Origin of the sequence: Bradyrhizobium yuanmingense (assembly GCF_029167105.1) — a bacterium.
GTDB classification, from domain to species: Bacteria; Pseudomonadota; Alphaproteobacteria; order Rhizobiales; family Xanthobacteraceae; genus Bradyrhizobium; species Bradyrhizobium yuanmingense_A.
On the sequence record NZ_JARFML010000037.1, the window covers coordinates 19,148 to 36,161 of the forward strand.

The 17,014-nt window shown below is 63.9% G+C and carries 14 protein-coding genes; 9 read left to right on the forward strand and 5 right to left on the reverse strand.

All coding sequences use genetic code 11. The features are described from left to right. Positions 1 to 3 precede the first annotated feature (3 nt). The gene (gene metF, locus P0R31_RS33295) at positions 4 to 924 is read right to left on the reverse strand and encodes a methylenetetrahydrofolate reductase [NAD(P)H] (protein WP_275518867.1); all 921 of its coding nucleotides are present in this window, start codon (positions 922 to 924) and stop codon (positions 4 to 6) included. A 373-nt stretch (positions 925 to 1,297) separates the two neighbouring features. Here metF and P0R31_RS33300 point away from each other — a divergent pair, with 373 nt between their 5' ends. Further along, positions 1,298 to 2,311 (forward strand): LLM class flavin-dependent oxidoreductase, encoded by a 1,014-nt coding sequence (locus P0R31_RS33300; RefSeq protein WP_275518869.1) that lies wholly within the window; start codon positions 1,298 to 1,300, stop codon positions 2,309 to 2,311. A gap of 33 nt (positions 2,312 to 2,344) precedes the next feature. Here P0R31_RS33300 and P0R31_RS33305 read toward each other — a convergent pair whose 3' ends face one another. Both P0R31_RS33305 and P0R31_RS33310 read right to left on the reverse strand, forming a co-directional pair. Beyond that, on the reverse strand, positions 2,345 to 3,202 hold the full coding sequence (locus P0R31_RS33305; RefSeq protein WP_197953968.1) for a prephenate dehydratase: 858 nt from the start codon (positions 3,200 to 3,202) through the stop codon (positions 2,345 to 2,347). A gap of 21 nt (positions 3,203 to 3,223) precedes the next feature. Continuing rightward, a complete protein-coding gene (locus P0R31_RS33310; RefSeq protein WP_035998024.1) occupies positions 3,224 to 3,964 on the reverse strand; it encodes a 3-deoxy-manno-octulosonate cytidylyltransferase in 741 nt (246 codons plus the stop codon). 231 nt (positions 3,965 to 4,195) lie between these two features. On the opposite strand from P0R31_RS33310, the gene P0R31_RS33315 reads away from it, so the two are divergent. The 6 genes from P0R31_RS33315 (at position 4,196) to P0R31_RS33340 (ending at position 12,708) form a co-directional block, all read left to right on the forward strand. Further along, positions 4,196 to 4,750 carry a c-type cytochrome gene (locus P0R31_RS33315; RefSeq protein ID WP_109142421.1) on the forward strand — a complete coding sequence of 185 codons (555 nt, stop codon included), beginning with the start codon at positions 4,196 to 4,198 and terminating at the stop codon, positions 4,748 to 4,750. A gap of 211 nt (positions 4,751 to 4,961) precedes the next feature. After that, a complete protein-coding gene (locus tag P0R31_RS33320; protein ID WP_275518871.1) occupies positions 4,962 to 6,875 on the forward strand; it encodes an extracellular solute-binding protein in 1,914 nt (637 codons plus the stop codon). A 14-nt stretch (positions 6,876 to 6,889) separates the two neighbouring features. After that, positions 6,890 to 8,782 (forward strand): extracellular solute-binding protein, encoded by a 1,893-nt coding sequence (locus tag P0R31_RS33325; RefSeq protein ID WP_275518873.1) that lies wholly within the window; start codon positions 6,890 to 6,892, stop codon positions 8,780 to 8,782. Beyond that, the gene (locus P0R31_RS33330) at positions 8,779 to 9,888 is read left to right on the forward strand and encodes a microcin C ABC transporter permease YejB (RefSeq protein WP_275518875.1); all 1,110 of its coding nucleotides are present in this window, start codon (positions 8,779 to 8,781) and stop codon (positions 9,886 to 9,888) included. The genes P0R31_RS33325 and P0R31_RS33330 overlap by 4 nt, the downstream gene beginning before the upstream one ends. Then, positions 9,888 to 11,066 (forward strand): ABC transporter permease, encoded by a 1,179-nt coding sequence (locus P0R31_RS33335; RefSeq protein ID WP_275518877.1) that lies wholly within the window; start codon positions 9,888 to 9,890, stop codon positions 11,064 to 11,066. Before P0R31_RS33330 ends, P0R31_RS33335 begins: the two co-directional genes overlap by 1 nt. Before the next feature lie 4 nt (positions 11,067 to 11,070). Beyond that, positions 11,071 to 12,708 (forward strand): ABC transporter ATP-binding protein, encoded by a 1,638-nt coding sequence (locus P0R31_RS33340; RefSeq protein WP_275518879.1) that lies wholly within the window; start codon positions 11,071 to 11,073, stop codon positions 12,706 to 12,708. A 50-nt stretch (positions 12,709 to 12,758) separates the two neighbouring features. Here P0R31_RS33340 and P0R31_RS33345 read toward each other — a convergent pair whose 3' ends face one another. Continuing rightward, entirely contained in the window at positions 12,759 to 13,613 is an 855-nt protein-coding gene (locus P0R31_RS33345) for an NlpC/P60 family protein (RefSeq protein ID WP_275518881.1), read from the reverse strand. Next, entirely contained in the window at positions 13,606 to 14,976 is a 1,371-nt protein-coding gene (locus tag P0R31_RS33350) for a leucyl aminopeptidase family protein (RefSeq protein ID WP_275518883.1), read from the reverse strand. The genes P0R31_RS33345 and P0R31_RS33350 overlap by 8 nt, the downstream gene beginning before the upstream one ends. A gap of 60 nt (positions 14,977 to 15,036) precedes the next feature. Here P0R31_RS33350 and P0R31_RS33355 point away from each other — a divergent pair, with 60 nt between their 5' ends. Next, positions 15,037 to 15,303, forward strand: a complete 267-nt coding sequence (locus P0R31_RS33355; RefSeq protein ID WP_275518885.1) for a hypothetical protein — start codon at positions 15,037 to 15,039, stop codon at positions 15,301 to 15,303. Between the two features lie 124 nt (positions 15,304 to 15,427). After that, positions 15,428 to 16,933 carry a metallophosphoesterase family protein gene (locus P0R31_RS33360; RefSeq protein WP_275518887.1) on the forward strand — a complete coding sequence of 502 codons (1,506 nt, stop codon included), beginning with the start codon at positions 15,428 to 15,430 and terminating at the stop codon, positions 16,931 to 16,933. Positions 16,934 to 17,014 lie beyond the last annotated feature (81 nt).

Consider the following 17,014-nt stretch of genomic DNA (forward strand, 5'->3'; position numbering starts at 1 on the left):
CTCTTACGCTGCCTTCTGCGCGCTCTTGGCGCGAATGCCGAGCAAATGGCTGATCGCGAACACGAGATCGGCGCGGTTCATGGTGTAGAAATGGAAGGTATCGACGCCGTGCTTGGCGAGCTTCTGCACCTGGCCGGCCGCAACGGTCGCGGCCACCAGCTTGCGCGTCTCGGCATCGTCATCGAGGCCCTCGAACTTCGCCGCGAACCAGTCGGGCACCGTGGTGCCGGCACGCGTCACGAAATTGCGCGCCTGCTTGAAGTTGTGCATGGGCATGATGCCCGGCACGATCGGGATGTCGATGCCGCGCGCACGCACGCGGTCGAGGTAGCGGAAGTAGAGATCGTTGTCGAAGAACACCTGCGTGATCGCGCGCGTCGCGCCCGCATCGACCTTGGCCTTGAGCGTGTCGATATCGGCATCGAAGTCGCGCGCTTCGGGGTGCTTCTCGGGATAGGCAGAGACCGAGACCTCGATGTCGCCGTGCCGCTTCTTGATGCCGGCGACGAGCTCGGCCGAGCTCTGATAACCCTCGGGATGGCTCGCATAGGGCGTGCCGATGCCGCCGACGGGATCGCCGCGCAAGGCCACGATGTGGCGGACGCCGACCTCGTGATAGCGGTCGACGATCTCGTCGATCTCGCCGCGCGAAGCACCGACGCAGGTGAGGTGCGCGGCCGGCAGCAGCGCGGTCTCTTTCAGGATGCGCGTGATGGTCGAATGGGTGCGCTCGCGGGTCGAGCCGCCGGCGCCATAGGTCACCGAGACGAACTTCGGCTCGAGCGGGGCCAGCCGGTTGACGGTCTCCCAGAGATTGCGCTCCATCTCTGCCGTCTTCGGCGGAAAGAACTCGAAGGAGATCGCGGGCCGCTTCAGGTGCCCGTCCTGCCGGTCGGCTGTCGCAGGCGTCGTCAGGTCAGTCATGGCACCACTCACTCCAATGTAGGCCGGCGATCGGGGTCTAGCCTCGGAGAGCTAAAATACGGCAAAGGCGCCTTGATCGACAGCCCATCATGCATGGGAAGTTGCCCATTCAAGTGCAGTTGGACAGGTTATTTTTGCGAATCATGTTTTGGGTGGGAAGAACGATAATTGACATAATGTATTGAATTTTCATATATTATCTCTCGTGAGCCATCTTTTATGAACGATTTTCTTGGTGGGCAGATCGAAACTGTCTGGAAAGTAGTTTCAGTTGTCCCAACTCCAGTCGATGGCGTGCCCGCCCGTTCGTACACGTCAGGCCTGCGCAGCCTGCCCATTGCCGCCGCGACCGCCTCCATTACGTTAAGCCGCCATGATCCCGCTCTCCGTCCTCGACCTCTCCGTCGTCACATCAGGCACCAAGCCCGCCGCGGCGCTGCGCAACAGCATCGATTTGGCGCGTCACGTCGATGGCCTCGGCTATGTCCGCTACTGGCTCGCCGAGCATCACAATCTCGCCTCCGTCGCGAGCCCCGCGCCCGACCTGATGATCGGCCAGATCGCGGCGGTGACGAAGCACCTCCGTGTCGGTTCCGGCGGGGTGATGCTGCCCAACCATGCGCCGCTGGTCGTCGCTGAGCGCTTCAAGATGCTGGAAGCACTGTTTCCCGGCCGGATCGATCTCGGTCTCGGCCGCGCCCCCGGCACCGACGGCGCCACGGCGTATGCGTTGCGGAGCCGGCTCGACCGCCGCGAGGGCGACGATTTCCTGGAACGGCTGCACGAGCTGATCCTGTGGGAGACCCGCGAATTCCCCGCAGGGCACCCCTACAACAACGTCGTCGCCATGCCCGACGACACCGCCCTGCCGCCGATCTGGTTGCTTGGCTCCAGCGATTATTCCTCGGAATTGGCCGCCCAGGTCGGCATGGGCTTCGCCTTCGCCCATCATTTCGCGTCCCACGACGCGATCGATGCGATGGTGCATTACCGCAATCGTTTTCAGCCCTCGGCCTGGCGTGCGAGCCCGCATGCCATTCTCGCGGTCGCCGTCATCGCGGCCGATACCGACGAGGAGGCCGAAAGGCTCGCCTCGTCCTTCGACCTCAACCGCCTTCGCCGCGACCGCGGTCAATATCTGCCGCTGCCGAGCATCGAGGAGGCGATGGCCTATCCGTATACGGACGCCGAGCGCACCTCGATCCTGCGCAACCGCTCGCGCCTGTTCGTCGGCAGCCCCGCGACGGTGCAGAAGAAGCTGCAGCCGCTGATCTACGCAAGCAAGCCGGACGAGCTGATGGTGATCACGGCGGTGTATGACCACGAGGCGCGAAGGAAGTCGTATTCGCTGCTGGCGGAGGCGTTCGGGCTCAGAGCGGCGGGCTAGCTTACCCTCCCCCCTCCAGCGGAGGGTGAGGGATCAATCCTGCGCTTCGCTGAACGTGGCGCGGAACGGATGGCCCGGATATACGCCGACGATGCGGAATTCGCGCGAGAAGAATTTCAGCTCCTCGATGGCGAAGGCGAGGCCCTTGTCATCGGGATGGCCGTCGACGTCGGCATAGAACTGCGTGGCGAAGAAATTGCCGTCGACCATGTAGCTCTCGAGCTTGGTCATGTTGACGCCGTTGGTGGCGAAGCCACCGAGCGCCTTGTAGAGCGCCGCCGGCAAATTGCGCACCCGGAAAACAAAAGTCGTGACGAGCGGCCCGGTGCCTTGGGGCGCCCATTTCGGCTCGCGCGCCAGCACCACGAAGCGCGTGGTGTTGTGGGCCTCGTCCTCGATGTCCTCGGCGAGGATGTCGAGACCGTAGATCTTTGCAGCAAGGCGCGAGGCGATCGCGGCCACCGTCTTGTCCTTGCGCTCCGAGATGTCGCGGGCGCTGCCGGCGGTATCGGCATGCACGATCGGCTTGATGCCGAGCTTGCGGATGATGCGCCGGCACTGGCCGAGCGCATGCACATGACTCTCGACGCTCTTGATGTCTTCGAGCTTGGTGCCCTTCACGGCCATCAGCTGATGCCGGACCGGCAGAAACCATTCGCCGACGATGAAGAGGCCGGACGCCGGCAGGAGGTGATGGATGTCGGCGACGCGGCCGGCGACCGAATTCTCGATCGGGATCATGCCGAGATCGGCCTCGCCCGACGAGATCGCCGACAGCGCGTCTTCGAATGTGGCGCAGGGCATCGGTTCGGCGTCGGGATAGGCCTCGACGATGGCGATGTGGGAATTGGCGCCAGGCTCGCCCTGGAATGCGATCTTCATCTTGCTCATGCTCGGCCTTGTAGCAGCGGCTCAGGATTTGGAAAGGATGCTGCGCGCGGTCTCGAGGTCCGCCGGCGTATCGACCCCGCGGGGCACGGTGTCGACGATGGTGAAATCGATGCGCATTCCGGCCTCAAGCGCCCGGAGCTGCTCGAGCTTCTCCTGCAATTCCAGCGGAGACGGCGGAAGGGAGACGTATCGCTCCAGCGCGGCGCGGCGAAAGGCATAGAGGCCGATATGGTGGTAACGCGGTCCGTCGCCGGTCGGGGCGGTCGCGCGGGTGAAATAAAGTGCGCGCATCCGCCTGCCGCCAACCGAGGTTCCGATCGCCTTCACCACGCTTGGGGCGAGATCCTCTTCCTCGGTGTGGATCCGCGAGGCCAGCGTCGCGATGTCCACGGCCGGGTCTTGCAGCGGCGGCAGCACCTCGCGGATGTTGTCGATCGTGATGGTCGGGAAATCCCCCTGGACATTGACCACGATCTCGGCCTTGCCCTCGGGATCGAGCTTCTGCATGGCCTCGTGGATGCGGTCGGAGCCGGAGGGGTGGTCGCCGCGGGTCATCACGGCCTCGCCGCCATGGGCGGTCACGACCGAGGCGATCTCGTCGGTGTCGGTGGCCACCGCGACCCTGCCGATTGCGGCGGCCTCGGCACGGCGCAGCACATGCACGATCATCGGCAATCCCGCGATATCGGCGAGCGGCTTGCCGGGCAGGCGGGTGGCGGCCATGCGAGCCGGGATCAGCACCAGGATGCGGGGATCGATCATCGGGTTCAAAGGTCTGAGGTCAAGAGCCTGAAAACGGAGCGTTTTCCGCACCGGGACATGGGATGGGGACGGGCCTGAAGCCGGGTCGCTTATACGGGTTGCCAGACCCCGGGCAAACCGATATCTCAATGGCAAAACTCGGGGAAACAATAAGGAACGTTTGATTCTCCGAGGCTCGTCCTGCGGCCATCCGGGCCGCTGTTTCCTTCTTGCGGTGGGGCCTGGCCGGAAATGGACTCTTTCGAACTCAACAAGATTCTCGGCGCCGTGTTCGGCACCTGTCTCTTCCTGCTGGTGACGAGCTTCACCGCGAGTGCGCTGTTCTCCCCCAAGATGCCGGAAAAGCCGGGCTTCGAGATCGCGGTCAAGCAAGATGCCGGCTCCGGCAAGGAGGGCGCCGCTGCCGCCGCACCGTCCGAACCGATCGAAAAGCTGCTCCAAACCGCCTCCGTCGAGAAGGGCTCCGCGGCCGCCAAGAAGTGTGGCGCCTGCCACACCTTCGAGAAGGGCGGCCCGAACCGGGTCGGTCCGAACCTCTACGGCGTCGTTGGCGAGCCCAAGGGCCAGGGCCGTGGTGGCTTCAACTTCTCGGCCGCCATCAAGGCCAAGGGTGGCAACTGGAGCTTCGACGACCTCAACAAGTTCCTCGCCAATCCGAAGGGCTTCATTCCGGGCACCGCGATGGGCTTTGCCGGTGTAGCCAAGGATTCCGAGCGTGCCGATATCATCGCCTATCTGAATTCGCAGTCGGAGAAACCTCAGCCCCTGCCGACGGCGTCAAAATAAGCTCCCAAGAACCGGTGCTGGAATATGCGGCCAGGCTGAAAAGTCTGGCCGTTTCCTTATCCGGGCCTCGCGGCGACGTTATCGGGGCGTTTGGCCGCATCCGATAGGCCGGACGGGCTTCCAAGATGAGGAAAAAGCAACATATTCGGTCGAAACCTCGCCTATATTGGGAACTTAAAGGAGTAGCCTCCTTCAAGACAGGGATGTTGATTTGGCCATTACCCGACGCGATCTCCTGCTCACCGGCACTGCAGCCGCAGCGCTTCCAGCCCTTGGCTCCGTCGCGGGCGTTCCCATCGGCGTGGCGCATGCGCAATCAGCAACTGAGCTGCCTTCCGGCGGGTTGCCCTGGCGCCACGCGCTGTCGCTGTTCGGAAAGGTCAAGTACCCCGCCGACTTCAAGCGCTTCGACTACGTCAATCCGGACGCCCCCAAAGGCGGTGTCGCGCGCCAGATCGCCGTCGGCACGTTCGACAATTTCAACATCGTCGTCTCGGGCGTGAAGGGCCAGGTCGCCGGTGCCGTCGCGTTCATCTATGAATCCCTCCTGACGCAGTCGCTTGACGAGGTCTCGACCGAATACGGCGCGCTGGCCGAAGCAGTCAGCCATCCCGACGATTTCTCCTTCGTCACCTATCGCCTGCGCGCGCAGGCGAAATGGCATGACGGCAAGCCCGTCACGCCCGAGGACGTGATCTTCTCGCTCGATTCCTTCAAGAAGAACCACCCGATGTACTCGGCCTATTACAGCCATGTGGTGAAGGCCGAGAAGGTCGGCGAGCGTGACGTGAAGTTCTTGTTCGATGCACCCGGCAACCGCGAGCTGCCGCTGATCGTGGGACAACTGATCGTGCTGCCGAAACATTGGTGGGAGGGGACGGACGCGCAGGGCCGCAAGCGCGATATCGCCGCCACTACGCTCGAAGTGCCGCTCGGTTCGGGCCCCTACAAGGTCAAGGAATTCGTCGCAGGACGCTCGATCGCGCTGGAGCGCGTCAAGGACTATTGGGGCCGCGATCTTCCCATCAATGTGGGCCGCAACAATTTCGACGAGCTGCGTTACGAATATTTTCGCGACGGCACCGTTGCGATCGAGGCCTTCAAGGCCGACCAGGTCGATTGGCGCACCGAGAACAGCGCGAAGAGCTGGGCGACCGCCTATGATTTCCCGGCCGTAACCGAAAAGCGGGTGATCCTCGAGGAATTCGCCAATCGCAGCTCGGGCGTGATGCAGGCCTTCGTGCCGAACCTGCGCCGCGCCAAGTTCAGCGATCCGCGTGTCCGTCGTGCGCTCAACTACGCGTTCGACTTCGAGGAGATGAACAAGCAGATCTTCTACGGCCAGTACAAGCGCATCAACAGCTATTTCGACGGCATCGAGGAGCTGATGGCCACCGGATTGCCGCAGGGCAAGGAGCTCGAAATTCTCGAGACCGTTCGCGCCCAGGTGCCGCCCGAGGTCTTCACGACGGCGTACACCAATCCGGTCGGGGGTAGTCCGGAGGCGGTGCGCGACAATTTGCGTGAGGCGCTGCGCCTGTTCAAGGAAGCCGGCTACGAGGTGCGAGATCGCAAGCTGGTCGACGTCAAGACCGGTGCGCAGTTCTCGCTGGAATTGCTCAACTCGGATCCCAGCTTCGAACGAATTACGCTGTTCTACAAGCCGTCGCTGGAGCGGCTCGGCATTGCGGTGAGCGTTCGGACGGTCGATCCGACCCAATATGAGAACAGGACGCGCGAGTGGGACTTCGACATCGTGACGAATTCCTGGGGCGAGTCGCAATCGCCGGGCAACGAGCAGCGCGAGTTTTGGTCCTCCAAGTCGGCCGACATCGCCGGCTCGCGCAATCTTGCCGGGATCAAGAATCCGGCCGTCGACAAGCTGATCGAGCGGGTGATCTACGCCACTGATCGCGACGATCTCGTCGCAGCCACCAAGGCACTCGACCGCGTGCTGCTGTGGAATCACTACGTCGTGCCGCAATGGACCTACAACAAGGTGCGCACCGCGCGCTGGGATCGCTTCGGCCGGCCGGCGGAATTGCCCAAATATGGTCTGTCCGGCTTCCCGTTCATCTGGTGGTACGACGCAGACAAGGCGGCGCGGATCGCAAAGAAATCGTGAAGGACAATCCCCGCATGACGCAGATGTCACGCCGCCATGTGCTGGTCCTGGGTGTTGGCGGCGCCCTCGGGGCGTCCGTCGGCGCGCCGCTGCTGCGCGGCGCGCGAGCATCGGAAGCGGCGACCGAGGCGCACGGCATGTCGGCATTCGGCGATCTCAAATATCCCGCCGACTTCCGTCATTTCGATTACGTCAATGTCGACGCGCCGAAAGGTGGCACGTTCTCGCTGATCCCGTCGGTGCGCGCCTACAATCAGGCCTACCAGACCTTCAACTCGCTCAACGCCTTCATCCTGAAAGGCGACGGCGCACAAGGTATGGGTATGACGTTCTCGCCGCTGATGATCCGCGCAGCTGACGAGCCCGACGCAATGTACGGGTTGGCGGCCAAATCCGTGCAGATATCGCCGGACAAGCTGGTCTACCGCTTCACGATGCGACCCGAGGCGAAATTCCACGACGGGACCAAGCTCACTGCCCACGATGCGGCCTTTTCGCTGACGACGCTGAAGACCAAGGGGCATCCGCTGATCATCGTGCAGATGCGCGACATGGTCAGTGCGGAAGCCCTCGACGATGCGACGCTCGTCGTCACCTTCGCCAAGGGGCGCGCGCGTGACGTGCCGCTCTATGTCGCCAGCCTGCCGATCTTCTCGAAGGCGTACTACGCCTCCCGGCCATTCGAAGAATCGTCGCTGGAGATTCCGCTCGGCTCGGGCCCGTACAGGGTCGGCAGGTTCGAGGTCAATCGCTACATCGAGTTCGAGCGTGTCAAGGACTGGTGGGCCGCTGATCTGCCGCCCTGCCGCGGCAGCTATAATTTCGATGTCGTCCGCTACGAATTCTATCGCGACCGCGATGTCGCCTTCGAGGGCTTTACCGGCAAGAGCTATCTCTACCGCGAGGAGTTCACCTCGCGCATCTGGGCGACGCGCTATGACTTCCCCGCGGTGAAGGATGGCCGGGTCAAGATGGAGGTCGTGCCCGACGATACGCCCTCCGGCGCGCAGGGCTGGTTCATCAATACGCGGCGCGACAAATTCAAAGACCCCCGCGTGCGCGAGGCCTTGATTAATGCCTTCGACTTCGAGTGGACCAACAAGACCATCATGTACGGCGCCTATGCCCGCACGGTGTCGCCGTTCCAGAACTCGGACCTGATGGCTGGCAATGTTCCGCCTTCGCCGGAAGAGCTGAAGCTGCTGGAGCCGTTTCGCGGCCAGGTTCCTGACGAGGTGTTTGCGGCGCCGTTCATGCCGCCGACCTCCGACGGCTCCGGTCAGGATCGCAGCCTGCTCCGCAAGGCGCAGCAATTGCTGACCGAGGCCGGCGTACCCATCAAGGACGGCAAGCGGGTGCTGCCGAACGGGGAGGTGTTCAAGATCGAGTTCCTGCTGGATGAGCCCTCGTTCCAGCCGCACCACGCGCCTTACATCAAGAATCTCGCGACACTCGGCATCGAAGCGAGCGTGCGCCTCGTCGATGCCGTACAGCACAAGGCCCGGCAGGAAGATTTCGATTACGACATGACCATCCAGCGCTTCAGCATGTCGGCGACGCCAGGCGATGCCATGCGCGCGTTCTTCTCCTCGCAGGTCGCAAACACCAAGGGCTCGTACAACCTGGCTGGCGTCGCCAGTCCGGCGATCGACGCCATGATCGAGAAGATCATGGCGGCCGACAGCCGCGAAGAGCTGACCGTTGCCTGCCGCGCCTTTGATCGCCTGTTCCGTGCCGGCCGCTACTGGGTACCGCAATGGTACAACAAGACGCACCGGCTGGCCTATTGGGATCAGTTCGGCCATCCACCGAGGCTGCCGCGCTATGCCAACGGCGTCGGGGCGCCGGATATCTGGTGGTATGAACCGACCAAGGCGGCCAAGCTCGAGCAGGCAAAACAGCCATGAGCGCCTATATCGCCCGCCGCCTCCTGCTGATGATTCCGACCCTGCTCGGGATCCTGTTCGTGTCCTTCGTCGTGGTGCAATTCGCGCCGGGCGGCCCGGTTGAGCGCGTGATCGCGCAACTCTCGGGCGCCGACACCGGCGGGACCTCGCGTATTTCCGGCGGCAGCGATTTTGCGCAGCGCGCGCCGGGGCAGGTCGGTGCCGGCGGCGATGCCGTCAACTCGAAATATCGCGGCGCGCAGGGCCTCGACCCCGATTTCATCAAGAAGCTCGAGGTGCAGTTCGGATTCGACAAGCCGGCGCCGGAACGCTTCCTGCTGATGGTGTGGAATTTCGCCCGCTTCGATTTCGGCAAGAGCTATTTTCGCGACGTCAGCGTGCTCCAGCTCATCAAGGAAAAGCTGCCGGTCTCGATCTCGCTTGGCCTCTGGCTGACGCTTCTGACCTACCTGATCTCGATCCCGCTCGGCATTCGCAAGGCTGTGAATGACGGTGCGCGGTTCGACACCTGGACCTCGACGGTACTCGTGCTCGGCTATGCGATTCCCGGGTTCCTGTTCGCGATCCTGCTGATCATCCTGTTTGCCGGCGGCTCCTTCTTCAACTGGTTCCCGCTGCGCGGACTGACCTCGGACGGCTGGTCGCAGTTTCCGTGGTACTGGAAGATCATCGACTATTTCTGGCACCTGACGCTGCCGCTGATCGCCATGGGGCTAGGTGCCTTCACCACGATGACGTTCCTGACCAAGAACTCGTTCCTGGACGAGATTCGCAAGCAGTACGTCATGACCGCGCGTGCCAAGGGCTGCAGTGAGAGCCGGGTGCTCTACGGCCACGTCTTCCGCAACGCCATGCTGATCGTGATCGCAGGTTTTCCCGGGACATTCATCCACGCCTTCTTTTCCGGCTCGCTTCTGATCGAGACCATCTTCTCGCTGGACGGGCTCGGGCTGCTCAGCTTCGAGAGCGTGCTCAACCGCGACTATCCCGTGGTGTTCGGCACGCTCTACATCTTCTCGCTGGTCGGACTCGTGATCAACCTGATCTCCGACCTGACCTATATGTGGATCGACCCCCGGATCGATTTCGAGGCACGGGAGGTCTGATGACTATCACCGCGCCGACGCCGATCGAGACAACAGCGAAGTCGCCGCTCGGCGATGCCGTTCCGATCACGCGCAAGCCCTTCGTGCCTTCACCGCTCAACAAGCGGCGGTGGCAGAACTTCAAGGCCAACCGCCGCGGCTACTGGTCGTTCTGGATCTTCATCGGCCTGTTCGCGATTTCGCTGTTAGCCGAGCTGATCGCGAACGATCGGCCCTTCCTGATCAAGTTCGATGGTCGTCTCTATTGGCCGGCCTTCGTCACCTATTCGGAGACGACCTTCGGCGGCGATTTCGAGACCGCGGCCGACTACCGCGACCCGTACTTGCAGAAGCTGATCAAGGACAAGGGCGGCAGCATCGTCTGGCCGCTGATCCGTTACTCCTACGATACCCACAATCTCGACCTGCCGACGCCGGCGCCGTCGCCGCCGACCTGGATGCTGACGGAGAAGCAGTGCAAGCCGGTGGTGGAGAAGAAGGGACTGAAGAGCTGCCGCGATCTCGAATACAATTGGCTCGGCACCGACGATCAGGGCCGCGACGTGGTGGCGCGGCTGATCTACGGCTTCCGCATATCGGTGCTGTTCGGCCTTTGTCTCACCATCGTCTCGTCAGTCATCGGCATCGCGGCGGGTGCAGTGCAGGGCTACTTCGGCGGTCGGGTCGATCTGATCTTCCAGCGTTTCATCGAGATCTGGACCGCGATTCCATCGCTGTATCTGCTCCTGATCTTGTCCTCGGTGCTGGTGCCTGGTTTCTTCGTGCTGCTCGGCATCTTGTTGCTGTTCTCCTGGGTCTCGCTGGTTGGCCTCGTGCGGGCCGAATTCCTGCGCGGGCGCAACTTCGAATACGTCCAGGCGGCACGTGCGCTCGGCGTCTCCAATCCTCTGATCATGTTCCGCCACCTGCTGCCGAATGCGATGGTCGCGACCATGACGTTCCTGCCGTTCATCGTCTCGAGCTCGGTGATGACGCTGACTGCGCTCGATTTCCTCGGCTTCGGCCTTCCGCCGGGATCGCCCTCGCTGGGTGAGCTGCTGTCGCAGGCCAAGGCCAATGTGCAGGCGCCGTGGCTCGGCTTCTCCGGCTTCTTCTCAGTCGCGATCATGCTTTCGCTGTTGATCTTCATCGGTGAAGCCGTGCGCGATGCCTTCGATCCGCGCAAGACGTTCAGGTAAGGCCATGGATGCGATCAACCAGCCCTTGCTCGCCGTTCGCGACCTCTCGGTGGCCTTTCACCAGGGCGGCGCCACCACGCTCGCGGTCGACAAGGTCTCGTTCCAGATCAAGCGCGGCGAATGCGTGGCGCTGGTCGGCGAATCCGGCTCCGGCAAATCGGTCAGCGCGCTCTCGATCCTGAAGCTGCTGCCGTATCCGAATGCCTCCCATCCGTCCGGCAGCATCCGCTTCAAGGGCCAGGAGTTGATCGACCAGTCCGAGCAGCAGATGCGGGAGATCAGGGGCAGCGACATCTCCATCATCTTCCAGGAGCCGATGACCTCGCTCAATCCGCTGCACACGATCGAGGCGCAGATCGGCGAGATCATTCAGCTGCACAATCCGACCAGCAATGCGCAGGCGCGCAAGCGGACGCTGGAGCTCTTGACCCAGGTCGGCATTCCCGATCCCGAGACGCGGCTGAACAGCTATCCGCACCAGCTCTCCGGCGGCCAGCGCCAGCGCGTGATGATCGCGATGGCGCTCGCCAACGAGCCGGACCTTCTGATCGCGGACGAGCCGACCACGGCGCTCGACGTCACGGTGCAGGCGCAGATCCTGGCGCTGCTCGCCGAGATCCGCGCGCGGCTCGGCATGAGCCTGCTCTTCATCACCCACGATCTCGGCATCGTGCGCCGCATCGCCGACACCGTCTGCGTCATGAAGGGCGGCGTGATCGTCGAGCAGGGGCCGGTCGAGCAGGTCTTCAAGACCCCGAAACATCCCTATACGCGTGACCTGCTCGCGGCGGAGCCCAAGCCCGATCCGGCGCCGCCGCAGCCGAATGCGCCGGTGGTGATGTCCGCCAATGATCTCAAAGTCTGGTTTCCGATCAAGCGCGGCCTGATGCGCAAGACGGTCGGTCACATCAAGGCCGTCGACGGTGTCAGCGTCGCCGTGCGTAAGGGCGAGACGCTCGGCGTGGTCGGCGAATCCGGTTCGGGCAAGACCACGCTGGGGCTGGCGCTCTTGCGGCTGATTTCCTCGAACGGCCGCATCGTGTTCTTAGGGAACGACATCCAGGGCCTGCGCTTCAAGGAGATGCGCCCCTTCCGGCGCGACATGCAGATCGTGTTCCAGGATCCGTTCGGCTCGCTCTCACCGCGCATGTCGGTCGCCGACATCATCGCCGAGGGCCTCACCGTGCATCAGCCGACGCTCTCGCGCGAGGAACGCGAGGCGCGCGTCGTCAAGGCGCTCGAAGATGTCGGACTCAATCCGGAGACGCGCTTCCGATATCCGCACGAATTCTCCGGCGGCCAGCGTCAGCGCATCTCGATCGCGCGCGCGATCGTGCTGGAGCCTGATTTCGTCGTGCTGGACGAGCCGACCAGTGCGCTGGACATGCTGTTCCAGGCGCAGATGGTCGACCTGTTGCGCGAGCTCCAGCGCAAGCGCGAGCTCACCTACATGTTCATTTCGCACGATTTGCGTGTCGTCGCCTCGCTCGCCAGCCATCTCATCGTGATGCGCGGCGGCAAGGTGGTCGAGGAGGGGCAGGCGGCCGAATTGTTCAAAAGCCCGAAGACCGATTACACCCGCGCGCTGTTCGCGGCCGCGTTTCGGCTGGAGACGGCGGGGAACGGGGCGGTGGCGACGTAGTCGTCCGTCTCCCCGGAGCGGAGAGGTGTCGCCGCCTTGTCAGGGGGTAACTACAGCCGCTTGATCGCGACGACCTCGCTGCCAGCCGCCTTGATCCGCGCGATCGCCGGCTCGATCGGCTCGATCACCGTTGCCATATGATGCGCATTGGCGTGAACCATGGTGGCGGCATCGCGCACGATGGCGACATGACCCTTCCAGAAGATCAGATCGCCGCGCTGCAAGCTGCTCCATTCATGCGGCTCCAGCGCGCGGCCGAGACCGGCGAGCTGCATATCGCTGTCGCGCGGGCAGCCGATGCCGGCTGATATCAGCGAGACCTGGACGAGGCCGGAGCAATCGATGCCAAAGCTGCTCTTGCCGCCCCAGAGATAGGGCGTGCCGACGAAGCGATCGGCCACCGCGACGAAATCCGGTTCGCGGCGATTGAGCGGGATGAGATGCGTTCTCGGCAGATATCTGCCGTCGTGCGTCACGGCGAAGCTGCCTTCCTCGCGCGCCACGGCGAGCTTCGATCCCATCACGAGCGTGTCGGCAGGCGGCAGCTTGATCGAGGGGCCGGGGAACGCAAACGTCCGCAGTGCGCCGACCAAGTGCGTTGCGGCAGCCGACGGCTTTGCGAGCGCCGCATCCGGGAGCCAGCCGACATAGCCATCGCTACTGAGCTGGCCCCAGGCCCAACCCTCGCCGTTGCGGTCGTAGATGGTGACGCGTTCGCCGCGCAGCGCTTCGGTCATCAACGTCGCGTTCGAGGACGGCTGCTCGCGCACGGAGGCGATCGGCTCGACCACCTCGAATTCCTCGCCGGTGACGAAACGCTCCGCCTCGACCTTGCCTTCGAGATATTTGGCGGCGAGGTCGCCCCGCGCCGGCGTCAGCCTCGGGTCGTATCCTGGATCAGGCATAGCGCTCGCTCAGCAGTGCGTAGATGGCGCGTGCGGCCTGGCATTCGCCGCCCTCGGGCCGCGCCGGCTTCGCCGACGGCGTCCAGCCATAGATGTCGACATGGAGCCAGCTCTTGGCGTGCTCGACGAAGCGTTGCAGGAACAGCGCGCAGGTGATCGAGCCGGCGAAACCGCCCGACGGTGCATTGGTAATGGTGGCGGTCTTGGAGTCCAGCCAGGCATCGTAAGGCGGCCACAGCGGCATACGCCACAATGGATCGTTCTCCTTCATCGCGCAGCGCGCGACGTCAGCAGCCAGCGTCTCATCATGGGTGTAGAACGGCGGCAGATCCGGCCCCAGCGCGACGCGGGCGGCGCCGGTCAGCGTGCCCAGGTCGATCAGCAGATCGGGCTCCTCCTCGTCGGCCAGAGCCAGCGCGTCGGCGAGCACGAGGCGGCCTTCGGCGTCGGTGTTGCCGATCTCGACGGTGATCCCTTTGCGCGAGGTGAAGATATCGAGCGGGCGGAAGGCATTGCCGGCGACGGCGTTCTCCACCGCCGGAATCAGCACGCGCAGCCGCACCTTCAGCTTCGCATCCATCACCATGCGCGCCAGCGCCAGCACGTTGGCGGCGCCGCCCATGTCCTTCTTCATGATCAGCATGCCGCTCGACGGCTTCAGATCGAGGCCGCCGGTGTCGAAACAGACGCCCTTGCCGACCAGCGTCACCTTGGGATGATCAGGATCGCCCCAGACAATGTCAATCAGCCGTGGCGCGCGGCTGGAGGCCATGCCGACGGCGTGGATCAGCGGAAAGTTCTTCGCCAGCTCTTCGCCGACGGTGCAGGAAAAGCTCGCGCCGAACTCGGCGGCGAGCGCTTGCGCGGCTGCGGCGAGCTCATCCGGGCCCATGTCGTTGGACGGCGTGTTGATGAGGTCGCGCGCGAGCATTGCCGCATCGGCAATCCGCTCGATCTCGGCCGCGTCGACACTGTCAGGCGGCACCAGCCGGATCTCGGGGCGATCTGCCTTGCGGTAGCGGGCAAAGCGGTAGCACCCCAGTGCGAAGGCGAGCGCGGCGAGCCGCGCATCGTGCGGTGCATTGGCAAAGCGATAGGTGCCGGGCGGCAAGAGGCCGGGCAGGGCGCCGGGCCGAAACAGGTCGCGCGATCTTGCATCCTCTTCCTCGAGCCCGAACAGCACCTGCGCAATGGTACCGTCGCTCGCGGGCAGCGCCAGATAGCCGCCCGGCTTGGCGGCGAAGGCGCTGGCACGCGCGAACTGGCGTTGCGCCGGCGGCAGCGTTTCGGCGACCTGATCCCAGCTCGATTTGGTGACGAAGGTGATCGGGGTGGCGGTGGATGACGTCTCGAAGAAAGGCATTGGCGGGTCCGGATCGTCAGTTCAGGCGAGTCATGCGAACGGAACGAGACTTCGCAGAGTTTGGCCGCCGCTGCAATCGGCTTTGCCGTCACCGTTCAGCGAGCCGCTACGCGCCGCAAGGTGGGCATGCGGTTCGATGCGCTCGGCGAGATCCGCGAGCGGTTTGCCATCGAATATCGACCGGGCGCGACGAAACCGTCCGCGGACAAATCTCGTATCTCACGCCGAGAGCTGCCGTTCGCAACGCCACGGCCGCAGGGCTTTACTAGCGCATCGGTTGTGGCATTATCGACGAACATTTTAGATTGTGTCGCTCGCTCTGCATGAACCCGAACGCAGACATGCGGCGGCATGGTGCCTGCCCAGGTTGGGTCGATACGGCTGAATCTGTTCGTCGAAGCATTTTTCTCATTGTTTGGGCGGCGCAGCATATGCAGATGAGCGGCGCAAAATGGATAGATCGTTCGTTGTTGCGCAGATTTCCGACCTGCATCTGGACGGGTCGGGCCGGCTGCTTCCGGCCGTCGAGACGCTCAGGGCCGCGATTTGCGACAAGATGGCGGCCGCTGCGAATGTTCCCGATCGCATCCTGCTGATCACGGGCGATCTGGTGGACGACCCGACGCCGCGCGCGCTCGACGAGGCGCTCGCCGTCATCGCATCCTTCCGGCAGACAGGGCTGTTCACCGACATCCAGGCGGTGGCAGGCAATCACGACGTCAAGCGGCTGAGCCAGCGTGCGGGCCGTCACGACGCCTACGACTACCTGCACCTGCCGCGGATCGCGAAGAATGTCTATTACCGTCAGGCAGGCCTCGACCTGGTGCTGCTCGATTCCAATCGCGCCAGCCTGAAGGCGCTCGCGAGCGGCAAGATCGACGAGAGCGCTTACAAGGCGATGGTCGCTGATGCCGCCCGGCTGAGCGCCGAGCTCGCGGGCAGCATCGGTTCGGCCGGACGTGCCGACTATGCTGAGCCGGCGGACAACCTGGTGCGCGTGCTGGCTCTGCATCATCATCCGCTGCCGCACGCGACCGGCGAAGGAAAGCGTTTTCTCGGAATGCCGGACGAGCCGCTGATGTATCTCGCCGCACCCGCGACGTTCCTCGAGGCCGCCACCTCGCTCAACGTCGATCTGGTTCTGCACGGTCATCGCCATGTCGAAGGGCTGACCCGCTATTCCATCCCCGATCCGCGTGCGACGTCGAGCGAGAGTGGTGAGGCGTTCTGGCGCACGATCTACGTGCTCTCCTGTCCGTCCTCGACCGGGCAAGCCGGCGACGATGCCGGTTTCAACCTCGTCCATTTCGGCCCCGCGTCTCATGCCGGCCGCAACGAGCACCGCTTCGCGATCACCCGCTATACGAGGCTCCGCAACGATGCGGCCTTCAGGCCGCTCGATTCCAACCTGCCGGGCGGCGTCATCAGACTGCCGGCGGGGCGGGATTTTTCCCGCGATCCGGCCGTCCAGTCGGCGATCGAGGCGGCCTCGTCCCGCACACTGAAACGCGACCAGGTCGCGGCGATCGTCCGCCGGCTGTTCATGCGTGGCAGCTTTTACGATGAGGCGGAGCCGAACTGGGCGATAGCGCTCTACACCTACATGGTCTCGGCCCGTGCCTGGGCGGAGCTCGAGCGTAAGGCCGCGAGATGCCGGCCGGGATTCGACAGCGACGCGCTCGCCGCGGTGAAAACGTTGCTCGGCCGATTGATCGAGCAATCCGCTGACGTGCTCGGCATCGATCGCGCTCAGCTCGATGAGCTCTGCGGGAGAGGCCTGATCAATTGTAACGACTTCCTGCGTCAGGTGCCGCGGCTGCCTTCTGAAGGTGTCGACGTTCAGCGGCGGGGGCGGCAGAGGCTGCAATTGCTGCGGGAGCTGGATCAGCAGGTGCAGGCGCTCGGCCTCGATCTCGGCCTCGGCGGCAAAGCGCCGCCGCAACCATCGCCGGCGTGAGAGAAGCGCGTCTGAGCGCTGTTAACCGGCCGTTAGGGTTAACATTCTACTACTGACGCGTTCGGCTCGATCGAGCAGCTC

Coding starts and splice junctions, on each gene's coding strand:
- P0R31_RS33330 (WP_275518875.1), top strand. CDS start 8,779: ATGAGCGCCTATATCGCCCGCCGCCTCCTGCTGATGATTCCGACCCTG.
- P0R31_RS33310 (WP_035998024.1), bottom strand. CDS start 3,964: ATGATCGATCCCCGCATCCTGGTGCTGATCCCGGCTCGCATGGCCGCC.
- P0R31_RS33305 (WP_197953968.1), bottom strand. CDS start 3,202: ATGAGCAAGATGAAGATCGCATTCCAGGGCGAGCCTGGCGCCAATTCC.
- P0R31_RS33360 (WP_275518887.1), top strand. CDS start 15,428: ATGGATAGATCGTTCGTTGTTGCGCAGATTTCCGACCTGCATCTGGAC.
- P0R31_RS33340 (WP_275518879.1), top strand. CDS start 11,071: ATGGATGCGATCAACCAGCCCTTGCTCGCCGTTCGCGACCTCTCGGTG.
- P0R31_RS33350 (WP_275518883.1), bottom strand. CDS start 14,976: ATGCCTTTCTTCGAGACGTCATCCACCGCCACCCCGATCACCTTCGTC.
- P0R31_RS33345 (WP_275518881.1), bottom strand. CDS start 13,613: ATGCCTGATCCAGGATACGACCCGAGGCTGACGCCGGCGCGGGGCGAC.
- P0R31_RS33335 (WP_275518877.1), top strand. CDS start 9,888: ATGACTATCACCGCGCCGACGCCGATCGAGACAACAGCGAAGTCGCCG.
- P0R31_RS33300 (WP_275518869.1), top strand. CDS start 1,298: ATGATCCCGCTCTCCGTCCTCGACCTCTCCGTCGTCACATCAGGCACC.
- metF (WP_275518867.1), bottom strand. CDS start 924: ATGACTGACCTGACGACGCCTGCGACAGCCGACCGGCAGGACGGGCAC.
- P0R31_RS33315 (WP_109142421.1), top strand. CDS start 4,196: ATGGACTCTTTCGAACTCAACAAGATTCTCGGCGCCGTGTTCGGCACC.
- P0R31_RS33325 (WP_275518873.1), top strand. CDS start 6,890: ATGACGCAGATGTCACGCCGCCATGTGCTGGTCCTGGGTGTTGGCGGC.